Annotated in this window: 16 protein-coding genes; 9 read left to right on the forward strand and 7 right to left on the reverse strand. The window is 67.3% G+C overall.

All coding sequences use genetic code 11. The annotated features are described in order from the left end of the window. From K3551_RS06000 to K3551_RS06010, 3 genes are all read right to left on the reverse strand, one after another. Positions 1–684, reverse strand: a complete 684-nt coding sequence (locus K3551_RS06000) for a DUF2927 domain-containing protein (RefSeq protein WP_259918510.1) — start codon at positions 682–684, stop codon at positions 1–3. Continuing rightward, positions 681–1,538, reverse strand: a complete 858-nt coding sequence (locus K3551_RS06005) for an S-methyl-5'-thioadenosine phosphorylase (RefSeq protein WP_259918511.1) — start codon at positions 1,536–1,538, stop codon at positions 681–683. The genes K3551_RS06000 and K3551_RS06005 overlap by 4 nt, the downstream gene beginning before the upstream one ends. 72 nt (positions 1,539–1,610) lie before the next feature. Continuing rightward, on the reverse strand, positions 1,611–3,323 hold the full coding sequence (locus K3551_RS06010; protein WP_259918513.1) for a hypothetical protein: 1,713 nt from the start codon (positions 3,321–3,323) through the stop codon (positions 1,611–1,613). Positions 3,324–3,487: 164 nt separating this feature from the next. On the opposite strand from K3551_RS06010, the gene K3551_RS06015 reads away from it, so the two are divergent. Both K3551_RS06015 and K3551_RS06020 read left to right on the forward strand, forming a co-directional pair. Continuing rightward, positions 3,488–5,035, forward strand: a complete 1,548-nt coding sequence (locus K3551_RS06015) for a SulP family inorganic anion transporter (RefSeq protein ID WP_259919499.1) — start codon at positions 3,488–3,490, stop codon at positions 5,033–5,035. A 110-nt stretch (positions 5,036–5,145) separates the two neighbouring features. Beyond that, positions 5,146–5,421, forward strand: a complete 276-nt coding sequence (locus tag K3551_RS06020) for a peptidase (RefSeq protein WP_259918514.1) — start codon at positions 5,146–5,148, stop codon at positions 5,419–5,421. Positions 5,422–5,439: 18 nt separating this feature from the next. Here K3551_RS06020 and K3551_RS06025 read toward each other — a convergent pair whose 3' ends face one another. Further along, on the reverse strand, positions 5,440–6,042 hold the full coding sequence (locus tag K3551_RS06025) for a flavin reductase family protein (protein ID WP_259918515.1): 603 nt from the start codon (positions 6,040–6,042) through the stop codon (positions 5,440–5,442). A 187-nt stretch (positions 6,043–6,229) separates the two neighbouring features. Between K3551_RS06025 and K3551_RS06030 the strand changes: the two genes are divergently transcribed. Both K3551_RS06030 and K3551_RS06035 read left to right on the forward strand, forming a co-directional pair. Next, on the forward strand, positions 6,230–6,709 hold the full coding sequence (locus tag K3551_RS06030; RefSeq protein WP_259918517.1) for a GNAT family N-acetyltransferase: 480 nt from the start codon (positions 6,230–6,232) through the stop codon (positions 6,707–6,709). Positions 6,710–6,753: 44 nt separating this feature from the next. Beyond that, positions 6,754–7,509, forward strand: coding sequence for an EcsC family protein (locus tag K3551_RS06035; protein ID WP_259918518.1), 756 nt, complete (start codon positions 6,754–6,756; stop codon positions 7,507–7,509). Between the two features lie 3 nt (positions 7,510–7,512). On the opposite strand, the gene K3551_RS20020 is transcribed toward K3551_RS06035, so the two are convergent. Continuing rightward, positions 7,513–8,229, reverse strand: coding sequence for a metalloregulator ArsR/SmtB family transcription factor (locus K3551_RS20020; RefSeq protein ID WP_409197407.1), 717 nt, complete (start codon positions 8,227–8,229; stop codon positions 7,513–7,515). Positions 8,230–8,397: 168 nt separating this feature from the next. Here K3551_RS20020 and K3551_RS06050 point away from each other — a divergent pair, with 168 nt between their 5' ends. From K3551_RS06050 to K3551_RS06070, 5 genes are all read left to right on the forward strand, one after another. Further along, positions 8,398–8,754 carry an AtpZ/AtpI family protein gene (locus K3551_RS06050; RefSeq protein ID WP_259918519.1) on the forward strand — a complete coding sequence of 119 codons (357 nt, stop codon included), beginning with the start codon at positions 8,398–8,400 and terminating at the stop codon, positions 8,752–8,754. Continuing rightward, complete coding sequence (locus K3551_RS06055; RefSeq protein ID WP_259918521.1) at positions 8,747–9,505, forward strand: F0F1 ATP synthase subunit A; 759 nt, start codon at positions 8,747–8,749, stop codon at positions 9,503–9,505. Before K3551_RS06050 ends, K3551_RS06055 begins: the two co-directional genes overlap by 8 nt. Before the next feature lie 64 nt (positions 9,506–9,569). Further along, a complete protein-coding gene (locus tag K3551_RS06060; RefSeq protein ID WP_259918523.1) occupies positions 9,570–9,794 on the forward strand; it encodes a F0F1 ATP synthase subunit C in 225 nt (74 codons plus the stop codon). 85 nt (positions 9,795–9,879) lie between these two features. Then, positions 9,880–10,434: a F0F1 ATP synthase subunit B' gene (locus tag K3551_RS06065; protein ID WP_259918525.1), complete on the forward strand. Its 555-nt coding sequence runs from the start codon at positions 9,880–9,882 to the stop codon at positions 10,432–10,434. 3 nt (positions 10,435–10,437) lie between these two features. Next, complete coding sequence (locus K3551_RS06070) at positions 10,438–10,989, forward strand: F0F1 ATP synthase subunit B (protein WP_259918527.1); 552 nt, start codon at positions 10,438–10,440, stop codon at positions 10,987–10,989. 87 nt (positions 10,990–11,076) lie between these two features. Here K3551_RS06070 and hrpB read toward each other — a convergent pair whose 3' ends face one another. After that, complete coding sequence (gene hrpB, locus K3551_RS06075; protein WP_259918529.1) at positions 11,077–13,416, reverse strand: ATP-dependent helicase HrpB; 2,340 nt, start codon at positions 13,414–13,416, stop codon at positions 11,077–11,079. Beyond that, on the reverse strand, positions 13,413–14,117 hold the full coding sequence (locus K3551_RS06080) for a DUF3108 domain-containing protein (RefSeq protein WP_259918531.1): 705 nt from the start codon (positions 14,115–14,117) through the stop codon (positions 13,413–13,415). The genes hrpB and K3551_RS06080 overlap by 4 nt, the downstream gene beginning before the upstream one ends. Positions 14,118–14,146: the final 29 nt, after the last annotated feature.

Below are 14,146 nucleotides of genomic sequence, written 5' to 3' on the forward strand. Positions count from 1 at the left end.
TCAGCTTTCCTCGTCGGCTGTGGGGGCACCCCGGTAGTGACGCCGCAGCGCCATGGCGTCCTGACCTTCCAGCCGGACGACGGAATTGCCGGTCTCGGCAAAGACGGAGCGGCGGTAATCCGGCCCCTCGATATCGGTCATCAGGCCCAGGGCCTGGGTCACCTCTTCCAGCAGGATCGAGGCGATTTCCCGGCGGCGCGCCTGTGCGGAGATGGCGATCAATGCCTCGCGGATCTCGTTGTCGCGGGCGCGCAGGGCCACGCGACCCAGCGGCAGGACATTGCCGTCCAGCCCCTCGACCCCGGTGTCTTCCATCACCTGACCCGGCGGCGTGGCGACCACGTGGATGGCAATGTCCGTGGCTCCGCGTCCGCCCGCGATCCGGGTCAGGCGCACCCCCGCGTCCAGCGCGTTGATCTGGCCCAGAGCGGCGTCCAGACCGGCCTCGAAGATGGCGCGCTGATAGGGCAGCAGCGCGGGCGTGACCGAGACCAGCGCGACGGTCAGATCCTGGCGCTTGTCTTCCGGCCAGCGCAGGATCGGTTTTTGGCAGGCGTCGCCCGGCGGCGCGGCGCAGGCGACCGCGCGATAGAATTCTTCGTCCGTCAGAGGGCCGGGCACGACGACGAATTCCTGCGCCGCGGCGGGCAGGGCAGCCAGCAGAAAGACGGCGGCCAGTCTCACAGCACGCGGCCCGCGATGGTGGACAGGCGGGTGATCATGTCCGGGTCGCGTGCGTCCGGGGCGGTCATGATCGCATGGTCCAGCGCCGTGGCGCAGCCCGCGCCGCAGCTTGCGCCCACAAGGCCCGGCAGCGCGGCGACCATGGCGGCGGCGCGGCCGACGTTTCCGTGCAGCGTCTCGAGGATGTCGGTGATCTGAACGTTGCCGTGATCCGGATGCCAGCTGTCGAAATCGGTGACCATCGCGACAGAGGCATAGTGCAGCTCCGCCTCGCGGGCGAGTTTTGCCTCGGGCATGTTGGTCATGCCGATCACGTCGCAGCCCCATTGCCGATAAAGATGCGATTCCGCCTTGGTCGAAAACTGCGGCCCCTCCATCGCCAGATAGGTGCCGCCCTCGTGCACCGTGGCCCCGCCCTGGCGCGCGGCTTCCGCGCAGGCTGCCGACAGCCTGGGGCAGACCGGATCTGCGACCGAGACATGAGCCACCAGACCTGGTCCGAAAAAGGTTTTCTCGCGTGCGAAGGTGCGGTCGATGAACTGGTCGACGATGACAAAATGGCCCGGTGCCATGTCCTCTCGGAATGACCCGGTGGCCGAGACGGAGACGAGGTGCGTCACCCCCGCCGCCTTCATCGCGGCCACGTTGGCGCGGTAGTTCACCGTCGACGGCGTCTGAACGTGCCCGCGCCCATGGCGCGGCAGAAACACCATGCGCGTGCCCCCCAGCGTCCCGATCAGCAGGTCGTCCGACGGTGCCCCCCAGGGTGTATCGAAGGCGGTCCAGACCGCGTCTTCCAACCCGTCCACCTGATAGAGGCCAGAGCCGCCGATGATGCCGATGACAGGGTTCATGCGCGTTCTCCGACCGTTCGCCTGCGCCAGACTATCAGGCGGCGCGCCGGGGACCAGCCCCGCGTGTCGCTGTCACTCCCGCTCCTTCTGGATGATCCCGGTCAGGGCGGCGGCCCCCAGCGCGGTGATGATCCAGCCGAGCAGGTTCAGAAAGAAGCTGGCGACCCAGACCCATTTGCCCCAGACGCCCCGGTTGGGCGAGGGTGCCCAGGCATCGGTCTGGTTCAGGTCGATGATCGGGATCACCAGATCGGCGGCATAGGCGTAGCGGTTGAACGTCTCCCAATCCTGTCCGGCTTGCGTGGTTTCGCTCCAGACCTGCGCGGGGTTGTCGGGGCATGTCTGCGGGCAAGCGATCATCGCCTGCCACGCCTCCGAGATCTGAACCGGACCGGAGTTCGGGGCGAAGGTCCCCGTCTCCCAGGCCTGATGGGCGAGGAAGGTGGCGAGGAGCCAGAGGGCGATCAGGCAATAGAGCGCCCGATGCGGGCGGTAGCCATGACCCACGACCACGCGCAGGGTCCAGTCCCACAGCACGCACGCCGGATGCCAGACGCGCCGCCAGAGAAACCGGGGCCAGTCCCACCACGTCCCGGCGGGTTTCGCCAACAGGCGGCGGCGCAGGTCCACATGCTCCCGCTTTTCCCGCTCATAGAGCACCCTTCGCGCATCCCCGTCCCGGCCCATGGCGCGGTAGACCCGGGCGAGCTGGGTGTAGGGCTGGGGGGTGAAGGCTCCGTCGAAGTAGCTGCCGGAAGCCAGCCAGCGCAGCCGCGCGTCCACGTCGAGGTCGCCATGGATCCGGTCGTAGGTCAGACCGTCCAGGAGCAACCGCCCGTCCGTTGGCCAACAGGTCAGGTCATCTGCCCAGCCGGTGACATGGGCCCCCGCGAACGCCATGCTTCCCGCCAGGCAACGAGCCCCGTCCCGCCAGAACAGCCCGCCCTTCACCTCCGCGCTTTGCACGTTGAGAGCAAAGCCCTCTGCGTTGGACAGGGTCGCGCCCACGCAGGACAACTGCCCGCCGATGACGGCCCCGGAGAGGCGGACCTCTCCGGTCGCCGTGACGCCGGGCAGGAAGATGCCGCCCTTCACCTCCGCGCCTTCCGCGTTGAGGGCAGGGCCCCCTGCGTTCGACAGAGTCGCACCCACGCAGGACAACTGCCCGCCGATGGCGGCCCCGGAAAGGCTGACCTCTCCGGTTGTCGTGACGCCGGGCAGGAAGACGTCTCCCTTCACCTCCGCGCCTTGCGCGGTGAGGGCATGGCCCCCTGCGTTGGACAGAGTCGCGCCCACGCAGGCCAACTGACCGCCGATGATGGCATCGGGGAGGCGGACCTCTCCGGTCGTCGTGACCCCGCCAAGGAAGACGCTGCCCTTCACCTCTGCGCCTTGCGCGTTGAGGGCGGGGAGGTGGCTGTTGTTGAGGTTGAGCGCGGTCAGGCGGGTCTGCATCGCCTCCACGCCATCGGTGAAGCGGCAGGCTATCAGGCCGGTCGCTCCGCGCGCCGTCTGAAAGGACAGGTCGAGCGCACCGGTGACCCGGGCCCCGTAGAGCCGCACCCCCCACCCCTGCACCTGGCACGCCTCGCAGCCGCCGAGGATCAGGTAGCGCAGGACGTCGGCCCGGATTGTCCGGTCCGGGCCCGCGTCCCCCGGCGGCAGCTTACGGTCGCCAAGGACGCAGACCTCTCCCGCCTGAACGGCCTCCAGCAAATGTTCCTCCGCCGGGGTGGGGCCGCCGAGGTGGGTGTCGATGTCGTCGCGGGTCAGGATCAGGGGCATGGCGCGACCCTAGCCGGTCCGCCGCCGTGTGCAACGGGGCGGGGGGTGTTGCCAGGGGCCCAAGCCTGTTACACGCAGGCCAAATCCCTCCCTTTGATCCGAGAGTCGTTCCCTTGAGCAGTTCACCACTGGCAAGCCTCGCCAACCTATTCGACCGCCCCGACCTGCGCGTCGCCCCCACCGCCCCGCTGAACCCCGCCCGATTCCGCATCGAGATTCTGGCCGGTCTGACCGTCGCCCTGGCGCTTGTGCCCGAAGCCGTTGCCTTTGCTTTCGTGGCGGGGGTCAACCCGCTGGTCGGTCTTTATGCGGCCTTTATCGTGGGGTTGATCACGGCGTTGATCGGCGGACGGCCCGGCATGATTTCGGGCGCGACCGGGGCCTTGGCCGTGGTGATGGTCAGCCTGGTGGCGCAGCACGGTGTGGAATACCTCTTTGCGACGGTCGTTCTGATGGGATTGTTGCAGATCTTCGCGGGCGTGATGCGTTGGGGCAAATTCATCCGCCTGGTGCCGCACCCGGTGATGCTGGGCTTTGTCAACGGCCTGGCCATCGTCATCTTTCTGGCTCAGCTGACGCAGTTCCGCACGGCGGACGGGTCCTGGCTGCCGCCTACGGATATCCTGCTGATGCTGGGCCTGGTGGCCGTGACCATGGCGGTGATCTGGGGCCTGCCCAAGGTGACGAACATCATCCCCGCGCCCCTGGCCGGGATCGGCGTGACCGCCGCCATCGTGATTCTGTTCGGATTGCCGACGCCGACCGTTGGCGACATGGCCTCGATCTCTGGCGGGCTGCCCATGTTCCACATCCCCATGGTTCCGATCAACCTGGAGACGTTGCAGATCATCCTGCCCTATGCCCTGATCCTTGCGGCCATCGGCCTGATCGAAAGCCTTCTGACCCTGAACCTGGTTGGTGAAATCACCGGTCAGCGCGGCGGCGCGTCGCAGGAATGCATCGCTCAGGGTGCGGCCAACACGGTGACCGGGTTCTTTGGCGGCATGGGCGGTTGTGCCATGATCGGTCAGTCGATGATCAACGTGAAATCCGGCGGGCGCACCCGCGTCTCGGGTATCTCGGCGGCTCTGTTCCTGCTGGCCTTCATCGTGGTCGCGGCACCCTTGATCGAGCGGATCCCCCTGGCCGCGCTGGTGGGGGTGATGTTCATGGTGGTGATCGGCACCTTTGCGTGGAACTCGCTCAAGATCCTGTTCAAGGTGCCCCGCATCGACGCGGTGGTCATCATCCTGGTGACCGTTGTGACCGTGATGACCGACCTTGCCATCGCGGTGGTCGTGGGCGTCATCGTCTCGGCGCTGGCCTACGCCTGGCAGAACGCCACCCGCATCCGCGCCACCACCTACGAGACGCCGGAAGGCGCGCGCGTCTATCAGGTCAACGGGCCGCTGTTCTTCGGCTCTGCCGCCGGGTTCACCGAGCTGTTCGACCCCAAGGAGGACCCGTCCGTCGTGATCGTGGACTTCGCCGAAAGCCGGGTCGCGGATCAATCCGCCCTGCAGGCCATCGAGGCGCTGGCGGCCAAGTACGAGGCGGCCGGCAAGACGATCCAGCTGCGCCACCTCAGCCGCGACTGCCACAAACTGCTGACCCGCGCAGGCCACCTGATCATCGACAGCGACGATGACCCGGATTACGCCATCGCGGCCAACTATTCGGTCCGCACCGGCATCCTGGAAGGCGGCCACTGACGGTGGCGGGCCTTGCGCGGGGCCACCGCCGGGGATAGTGAGGACGGGACGGGTGGCAGTGAGGACCCGTCCCCCCACATTGTCATCCCCGGTAGAAGGAGGCCGCGCGCGTGAAGCGTCCGTCCCGTCCTGTCGCCCGTCAGTCCGTGGACTGGCTGGCGGCGCACGAACAACACATGAAATGGCTGGCCCTGGCCCTTGGGCTGGGCAGCACCGTGGCCATCGTTCAGAACTGGCATCCCTGGCCGATGATCCTGGGTCTGCCGTTCTGCCTGATCTGGATCTTCTGCGCCTGGCTGCATGGCGAGCGGCAGTTGAAATATATCAACATGCTGTTCTCGGCTCTGTACCTTTACGGTCTGACGCGCTGGATCCTTTTTGGATAGCGGCCAACCGGGCCCGGATCAGTCGTCCGGGCGGGTCAGCTCGAAAACGTCTCGGACGGTCGTGTAGTCGCGATATCCCATCCGGGCCAACGGCTGGAAGGTCGTCACGTCAAATCGGCCGTCGCGCAGACATTCGTCGCGGATATGCACGCCCGTCACCTCGCCGAAGACCGCGACATTGCTGTCGCCGGGCAGGGGCACGATCTGGGTCAGGCGGCATTCCAGGGCTGCCGGGGCCCCGGCCACGCGGGGACAGTCGATGGTTTCGCAGGCGGCCTTTTGCACCCCGGCCGCGGCAAACTCATCCTCGCCCGCAGGCAGGCCCGCCGAGGTTGCGTTCATCGCGTCACGCACCGCATGTTCGACGATATTGACGCAGAACACGCCGGTTTCGCGGATCTGGGCCACGCTGTCCTTGGTATTGTCCCGGTCCGGTTTGGCCGAGGTCGAGGCGAACATCACCTGAGGCGGCACATAGGCCACCGCGTTGAAGAACGAATAGGGGGCCAGGTTGTCCCCAAGCTGCCCGCGCGTGGAAATCCAGCCGATCGGGCGCGGCGAGACGATGGCATTGAACGGATTGTGCGGCAGGCCGTGGCCGTCTTCGGGGCGGTAGAACATCGGGGACCTCTGTTGGCTTCTCCGCCCTGACTAGCGGTCCGGAGGATGGGGGGGAAGGTGCCGCGCCGCTGTGGGCCCTGGCGGTCGAGGCGGGTGTCGGGTTTGCATATTTGGAAAACAAGGAAGCCAGGCCGGGCGTCCAGATTTGCTCTGGCCCCCGCGTGGCGGAGCGGGCAGGAACGCGGCCATGGAACTGGTGCGCGAAACCGATGCGGATATCTGGGAGGTAGAGGCCCTCATGGATCTCTGCTTTGCGCCGGGTCGCACGGCGCTTTCGTCGTATCGATTGCGCGATGATGTGCCGCCTGCGCGGGATCTGTGCCTGCTGGCGCGCGGCGAGGCTGGGGAGGTGGCGGGCGCGATCCGGTTCTGGCCGGTGCGGATTGGGGGCGCGCGGGATTGGGACGCGATGTTGCTGGGCCCAGTGGCCGTTCACCCGACGCGCCAGGGTGAAGGTCTGGGGGCCTTTCTGATTCAGTCGGGTCTGGACCGCGCAGCGGTGGCGGGTGTGGACCGGGTGCTGCTGGTGGGGGACGCGCCCTATTACCGGCGGTTTGGCTTTGCCCGGCTGGACGGGGTCGAGATGCCGCCGCCGACAAACCCCGACCGCGTTCTGGGCGTTTGGGATTGGGACGGGGTCGCAGGCGAGGTCTGTCGCGCGATTTGATCCCGGGCTTGCCGAAGCCGTTCCGCGCCCCCATCTGACAGGGCATGAAAGATCATGACAGCGCACAGGTTTTCCCGCCGCTCGACCGGGAAGACGAACTCGACCGAATTGCCGAACGGATGCAGGCCGCGTCCGGCACCGGCATGCAGCTTCTCAACCTGATCGGCACCCAGGCCGAAAGCCTGATCGACATGTTGCCCGGCCCGGTCAAGGCCGGGTTGGAATCCGCCACCGCCGCCGCCTTGCAACAAAGTTTCAAGGCCGCTGCCATATCGCGAAACCGGGTGGCCGATGCCTCTGACTGGCTGACGCGCGCGATGACTTTGGGCACCGGCGCCGCAGGCGGCTTCGGCGGCCTGCCGACGGCCCTGGCCGAGCTGCCGGTGACGACGACTGTGATCCTGCGGGCCATTCAGGGCATTGCCGACGAACACGGGTTTGACCCTGCAAAGCCCGAGATACGCGCCGCGTGCCTGAAGGTGTTTGCCGCCGCCGGTCCGATGGACAACGACGATGGCACCGACCTCAGCTTCATCACGATGCGGCTGACATTGGTGGGCGGTACCGTACAGGGGTTGATCGCCAAGGTCGCGCCGCGGCTGGCCATCCCACTGGGGCAGAAGCTGGCGGCGCAGGCGGTGCCCTTTGTGGGGGCCGCAGCAGGGGCGGCGACGAACTATATCTATACCAGCTACTATCAGGAAATGGCGCGTGTGCAGTTCGGCCTGATGCGTCTGGCCGAGCAGGAGGGCGAGAGCCTGGAGGCCCTGACGCTCGACCTCAAGAAGCGGCTTTTGTGACGGTCAGGGGCTGGCCGGGGTGTCCTGGCTGAACAGGTTGATCCAGCCATCCCCGGCGCGTTGCCAGATCGACGTGACCCACATCGCCTGCTCTGCCACGTCGGGGCGGCGAAACCGGGCAAGGTAGGTCAGCGATGCGATCCCGTCGGCAAGCGGCAGGACACGCGGCGCGGTCAGATCGAAGGTCTGGATGGCTGGTCCATCGGCCAGTTGTCCGATGTGGTCTGCGCGGGTCGCGGGGCCGCTGGGATAGACACCCAGGAAATCCGGATGCAGGGCCGCCCCATCCGCCACCGCGTCGCCTGCGACCAGCGCCTGCCAGACGGCGGTTTCGGCGGCCAGCAGCTCTGCCAGCAGATCGTCAGGCGGCGGCGGACCGGCAAGCAGATGTTCCAATGCGTCCAGGTCCGGCCCTTCGAACTGCCCGAAACTCTGCATCCAGACGGAGGCATCGCGCAGCGCCTCCGGGTCCAGCTTGCACCACACGACCCGGCCCCGTCGTTCGCGCAGGATCAATCCGGCCCGATCCAGAACTCCCAGATGCTTGGAAATTGCAGCCAGCGAGATGTCGAACCCAGCGGCAACGTCGGTGACGGCCATGTCGTCCTCCAGCAGCATCGACAGGATGGCGCGGCGGGTGGGGTCCGCAAGGGCGGCGAATGCGGCGTCTAGGGCATTGGACATGGCCCCCGCGATGCCCGCAGGCGCGGCAGGGGTCAAGAACGTTCAACCGATGCGTTGAATCTCCTGCGGCTGCGACGGGGCGTCGCGGGGGTGGGTGAGGTTGGTGTAACATGCTGATCGAAAGCGGATAAACGGAACAGCATCGCTGCGTTGACACCCTTGCCGCTGCCGCCTAAACCCCACCACAACATCCGTGGGGATTCCATGTCCGACGAGCACGACACCGACCGACTGCGCGCCCTGGAGGCACGGATCGCGGCGGCGAAGGGCCAGGACGACAAGGACCACATGGAGGAGCACTACTCTCAGGCGCAACTGGCCTGGCGGATGGTGATCGAGATGGTGGCGGGCCTGGGCATCGGGTTCGGCATCGGATACGGCGCAGACGCCGTTCTCGGGACCCAGCCGTTCTTGATGGTGGTGTTCACGCTTTTGGGCTTCGCCGCAGGGGTGAAGACGATGATTGCCTCCGCCAAGGAGGCGCAGGGCAAGGTCGACGCGGCCGCCGCTCTGAAGGAACCAGGCGCAGGTGCGCCGAACGATGGGGATACGCATGGCTGAAGAAGCGCACGCAGAAGGTGGCCTTTCTTTCCACCCGATGGACCAGTTCATCGTCAAGCCGCTGTTCGGCGAGGCGGGGGACCCGGTCGGCATGCTGACCATCACGAACTCGACCCTGTGGATGGCGCTGGCGGTTCTGTGCGTGATCGGTCTGTTCGTGTTGGGTACGCGTGGCCGCGCGATCATTCCCAGCCGGACCCAGTCGGTGGCCGAACTGGCCTATGGTTTCGTCTACAAGATGGTCGAGGATGTGACCGGCAAGGATGGGGTGAAGTATTTCCCCTACATCTTCACGTTGTTCCTGTTCATCCTGTTCGCCAACTTCCTGGCCCTGATCCCGACGTCCTTTTCGCCCACCTCGCACATCGCGGTGACGGCGGTTCTGGCCTTCGCGGTGTTCTTCGCGGTTACGATCCTGGGTTTCGTCAAGAACGGCACGGCTTTCCTGGGTCTGTTCTGGGTCAGCTCCGCACCTCTGGTGCTGCGTCCGATCCTCGCCGTGATCGAGATCATTTCCTACTTTGTCCGCCCCGTCAGCCATTCCATTCGTCTGGCAGGCAACATCATGGCCGGTCACGCGGTGCTGAAGGTTTTCGCCGGTTTCGCCGCGATCACCGCCATCGCGCCGCTGTCGATCCTGGGCATCGTGGCCATCTACGGTCTGGAGGTGCTGGTTGCCGGCATCCAAGCCTACGTCTTCACCATCCTGACCTGCGTGTATCTCAAGGATGCGCTGCACCCGTCGCACTAATGACCTGCGCCACACTGGCGCAGTCTGACCTATCGCAAACTATTCCATCGTAAGGAGAATACCCATGGAAGGCGAACTCGCACACATCGGCGCTGGCCTGGCTGCAATCGGTTCCGGCGCTGCCGCAATCGGTGTGGGCAACGTGGCTGGCAACTTCCTCGCCGGCGCCCTGCGCAACCCCTCGGCTGCCGGCGCGCAGACCGCGACCCTCTTCATCGGCATCGCATTTGCCGAAGCCCTTGGCATCTTCGCCTTCCTGGTGTCGCTGCTGCTGATGTTCGCCGTCTAAGGCGAACCTCTCCTTCCTTACGCTCGGCGGGCGCCCCATCGCGGGTGCCCGCCGCAGGACCACCTGACGAACGGGACCCGATCTCATGGCCACCGAACCCATCGACCTCGAAGTTGCGGGCGCATGCGTCAACAGCGTCGGCTCCGCCATCGGCATGCCGCAGCTCTGCGACGCGTGGTTCGGCAATCAGATCTTCTGGCTGCTGGTCGCGCTCGCCGCAATCTACTTCGTCCTGACCAAGATCGCCCTGCCGCGCGTCAGCGCCGTTCTGGCGGAACGGTCCGGAACCATTTCCAACGATCTTGCCGCCGCCGAGGATCTGAAGCGTCAGGCCGTCAAAGCGGAAGAGACCTATAACCAGGCGCTCGCCGATGCCCGCGCCGAAGCGCAGCGCATCTCTGCCGAGGCCCGCGCCGCGATTCAGGCCGACCTGGCCGCCGCCATCGCCAAGGCTGACGAGCAGATCGCCGCCAAGACCGCCGAGAGCGAGGCGCAGATCGCCGAGATCCGTGACGGTCAAGCCGCCACCGTGGCCGAAGTCGCCCGCGATGTCGCCGCAGAGATCGTCACCGCCCTTGGTGGCGCTGCGGACCAGGCCGCGATCGACGCCGCCGTCGACGCCCGTGTGAAAGGGAACTGAACCATGCGTTACCTTTTGCCCCTGATGCTGATCGGCACCCCGGCTCTGGCCGCCTCCGGTCCGTTCTTCAGCCTCAAGAACACCGACTTCGTCGTTCTGATCGGTTTCCTTCTGTTTGTCGGCGTCGTCGTCTACTTCAAGGTGCCGGGCATGCTGATGGGCATGCTGGACAACCGGGCTGACGGCATCCGCAAGGACCTCGACGAGGCCAAGGCGCTGCGCGAAGAAGCGCAGTCGATCCTCGCCTCCTATGAGCGCAAGACCCGCGAAGCCAAGGAGCAGGCCGCCGAGATCGTCGCTGCCGCCAAGGCCGAAGCCGAATCCGCAAACGTCCAGGCCCGTGCCGAGCTGGAGCGGAGCGTGGAGCGTCGTCTCGCCACTGCCGCTGACCAGATCGACAGCGCCCGTGACGCCGCGATCCGCGATGTCCGTGACCGCGCCATTTCTGTTGCGACGGCCGTCGCCGGCGAAGTTGTCGCACAGCAGATGTCGGCCGCCGACGCCAACAAGCTGATCGATGCTTCGATCGATACGGTCAGCGCCAAGCTGCACTGACCCGCGCATCATCGCACTGATCAGGGCACCCTTCGGGGTGCCCTTTTTCATGCCGTTTCCTTGTTTCCCAGATATGCAGGTCCCAAGTCAGCGACCGCGTGGTTTCGCCCGCGTTGTGGGGGTGGCCTCCGCCGGGTCTTCGGGCCAGGGATGCCGTGGATATTGCGCGCGCATATCGCGGCGCACATCGGCATAGGACCCGGCCCAGAACCCCGGCAGATCCTGGGTGATCGCAACGGGCCGCTGCGCCGGTGACAGCAGCTCCATCCGCAGCGGTGTGTCCCCCACCATCGGATGCCGTGTTTCGCCCAACACCTCCTGCAGCCGCAGCGAGACGGTCGGCGTCTCGTGGCCGTAGTCGATGGGCACCTTGCGCCCCAGCGGAGTGGTGTAGGCGGCGGGGGCGAGCCGGTCCAACCTTTGCCCATCCTCCCATCCCAACCACGCGGTCAGGGCGTCGAACGGATCCAGGCGCCCCAGGCCAGCGGCATCCCGAAGGCCGATCAAATGCGGCAGCAGCCAATCCTCCGCCGTGGCCAACAGACCTGTATCGGACACATCGCGCAGTTTGACCGCCGCAATCCGCGCCCGCAGCAGGCGCGCCCGTTTGCTCCACCCTAGGCTGTCGAGGCCGAGTGCGTGAACGCCGTCCAGCGCCGCGCGGGCGATGTCCGCTTCGGGGGCGTCCGGCCAGGCTCGGTCGTCCAGCGCGATGGCCCCCAGGCGTTCCTGCCGGCGGGTTTCGACCCGTCGGTGCCGATCGGACCAGGCGCACACGTCGACCCAGGTCAGCCGGTCGCCCAGCACCTCGCGCAGCTCCGCCTCGCTGAGGACCAGCCCACGGCGGACACGCGCTTCGGTGCGATCACCGTCCAGGTCGCAGGCCACGATCAGTCGAGCGCTCGCCAGGGCGTCGCCCTTGTCCATCCGCGCGCCTTTGCCGCCCGACAGCAGCCAGCGAGGGGCGTCACCGGGGCGGCGCAGCCCGACGCGGTCGGGATAGGCCAGCGCCAGTTGCTGCGCCGGGCTCAGGTCCGGCCCGGCCTCATAGCGGCGCAACCGCCTTGCCTCGGCCCGCGCGTCGGGCGCGGGGCGGCGCAGCGCCTCCGTCAGGTCGACGGATCCCGGTGGCAGGCGCGTGGACAAGCACCCAGCCAACAACGTGCTGCCGCTGCCACCGCGCAGCACCATGTGCGCCAGCCGGGGATGCAGCGGCAAGCGCGCCAAGGCCCGCCCGTGGTCCGTGATCGACCCGCCTGAGAGGGCCCCCAGTTCGGCCAGCAAGGCCCTCGCTTCGGTCAGCGCGCCCTCGGGCGGGGGCGTAAGGAATGGCAGGTCGTCCGATCCCCAGGCCGCCAGCTCCAACGCCAGCCCTGCCAGGTCGGCATTGGCGATTTCGGGGGCAGGATGCGGTAGCATCCCGCCTTCTTCGCCGCGTGTCCAATTGGCATAGGCCACGCCTGCGGCGACCCGACCGGCGCGGCCTGCGCGTTGGGTTGCCTCGGCCCTCGTGACCCGTTCGGTGACCAGCCGTGACATCCCCGATGCGGCGTAGAACCGCGCGCGCCGTGCCCGGCCCCCGTCGACCACCGCGCGGATGCCTTCGATCGTCAGCGAGGTTTCAGCGATGGAGGTCGCCAAGACGACCCGTCGCCCGCCGCCGGGTTCGATCGCGGCCTGCTGATCCTTGAACGGCAAGGCCCCGTACAGCGGCCTGACGGCTGCGCCGCAGCCCGTCAGCAGGTCCGCGCAGCGGCGGATCTCGCCCTCGCCGGGCAGGAAGGCCAGCACATCGCCCGCTCCCTCATCCAAGGCTTGCAACACGAGGCCCGCGACCTGCGCTTCGAGCCGCTGGCGGTCCGGTGGGGGACGATCGCGCCAGCGTCGCTCTACCGGGTATGACCGCCCGTCAGAGGTCACGACCGGCGCGCCCAGCAGGTCGGCCACCGGACCGGCATCCAGGGTGGCCGACATGACCAGAACCTGCAGATCGGGGCGCAGCGCCTGCCGCGCCTCCCAGGTCAGGGCCAGGCCCAGGTCCGCGTTCAGGGACCGTTCATGGAATTCGTCGAAGATCACCGCCCCCACGCCCGGCAGTTCAGGATCGGATTGCAGCATCCGCGTCAGAATGCCCTCGGTCACGACCTCGATCCGGGTGGCTTTGGACACTTCGGATGCGCCCCGCATGCGGAAGCCGACGGTCTGTCCGACCGGCTCGCCCAGCGTGTCGGCCATGCGGGCGGCGGCGGCGCGGGTGGCCAGGCGTCGGGGTTCCAGCATGACAATACGGCCCGTGACCTGCGGCAACAGGGCCAGCGGCACCCGTGTCGTCTTGCCCGCACCGGGCGGGGCCTGCAGGACGGCCACGCCCCCGGCGGCCATCACGGCGCAGAGTTCGGGCAGGACATCCTCGATCGGCAGTCTCATTGGCGGCGCAACACCGCCTGGCCCAGCGAGGTGTCGGAGCGGATTTCGCCCACCTGCACCCGCCCCCCCGCGACCGGGGTGAAGACGAAGGTCATCTCGACGGCCTCTCGCTTGGCCAACTGCTCTTCGGAGTATCCGCGCAGGCGGCGGTATTCGGCGGGGCAGGTCACCGTCCCCCCGGTCTCGCGCGGGGCACCGAGTGTCAGCCGGGACACGTGTCGCCCGTCGAACAGGTCGAACCGGCGGTCGCAGGCCGCATCCGGCGCAACCGGCTGCAACACGGCATAGAGCGCGGTCAGCGGATCGACGACGCCCTGTTGCGCCGTCGGGTCGATGTCATGGGGTTCGGGCGCGCGCGCCGGGTCGAATGTGACGCTGGCAGGGGTGGTGCCGTTGAATTCTGTTGTGGCCACAGTCCGCTCTCCGTCGTCGACCTCCACCTCCGAGTAGGTGGTGCTGATATAACGGCCGTCCCGGATCTGGCCCTGCGCCCGACCTTCAAAGCCATATTTCACCAAGGCACCGACCAGCCCTGTCGCCTTTGCCGCGGACGACACGGAATAGCTGCCGCCGCTGTCTGCCCCGCGAATCGCGATCTGTCCGCCGGTGATCCCGCGCAACGACAGCGTGTATTGCGCGTCCACGTTGCCCGCGTGGGCGGGCAGGGCAAGCAGCAGCGGCAGAATGAAACGCAGGACCATCGACAACCTCCGGGTGGTGTTGCTGACGA

The organism is Jannaschia sp. M317 (assembly GCF_025141175.1).
GTDB lineage: Bacteria > Pseudomonadota > Alphaproteobacteria > Rhodobacterales > Rhodobacteraceae > Jannaschia.

Bases quoted from the DNA above. Each gene is read 5' to 3' on its own strand.
- K3551_RS06005 (WP_259918511.1), bottom strand. From the start codon at position 1,538: ATGAACCCTGTCATCGGCATCATCGGCGGCTCTGGCCTCTATCAGGTG.
- K3551_RS06010 (WP_259918513.1), bottom strand. From the start codon at position 3,323: ATGCCCCTGATCCTGACCCGCGACGACATCGACACCCACCTCGGCGGC.
- K3551_RS06025 (WP_259918515.1), bottom strand. From the start codon at position 6,042: ATGTTCTACCGCCCCGAAGACGGCCACGGCCTGCCGCACAATCCGTTC.
- K3551_RS06030 (WP_259918517.1), top strand. From the start codon at position 6,230: ATGGAACTGGTGCGCGAAACCGATGCGGATATCTGGGAGGTAGAGGCC.
- K3551_RS06035 (WP_259918518.1), top strand. From the start codon at position 6,754: ATGAAAGATCATGACAGCGCACAGGTTTTCCCGCCGCTCGACCGGGAA.
- K3551_RS06050 (WP_259918519.1), top strand. From the start codon at position 8,398: ATGTCCGACGAGCACGACACCGACCGACTGCGCGCCCTGGAGGCACGG.
- K3551_RS06055 (WP_259918521.1), top strand. From the start codon at position 8,747: ATGGCTGAAGAAGCGCACGCAGAAGGTGGCCTTTCTTTCCACCCGATG.
- K3551_RS06060 (WP_259918523.1), top strand. From the start codon at position 9,570: ATGGAAGGCGAACTCGCACACATCGGCGCTGGCCTGGCTGCAATCGGT.
- K3551_RS06065 (WP_259918525.1), top strand. From the start codon at position 9,880: ATGGCCACCGAACCCATCGACCTCGAAGTTGCGGGCGCATGCGTCAAC.
- K3551_RS06070 (WP_259918527.1), top strand. From the start codon at position 10,438: ATGCGTTACCTTTTGCCCCTGATGCTGATCGGCACCCCGGCTCTGGCC.
- hrpB (WP_259918529.1), bottom strand. From the start codon at position 13,416: ATGAGACTGCCGATCGAGGATGTCCTGCCCGAACTCTGCGCCGTGATG.
- K3551_RS06080 (WP_259918531.1), bottom strand. From the start codon at position 14,117: ATGGTCCTGCGTTTCATTCTGCCGCTGCTGCTTGCCCTGCCCGCCCAC.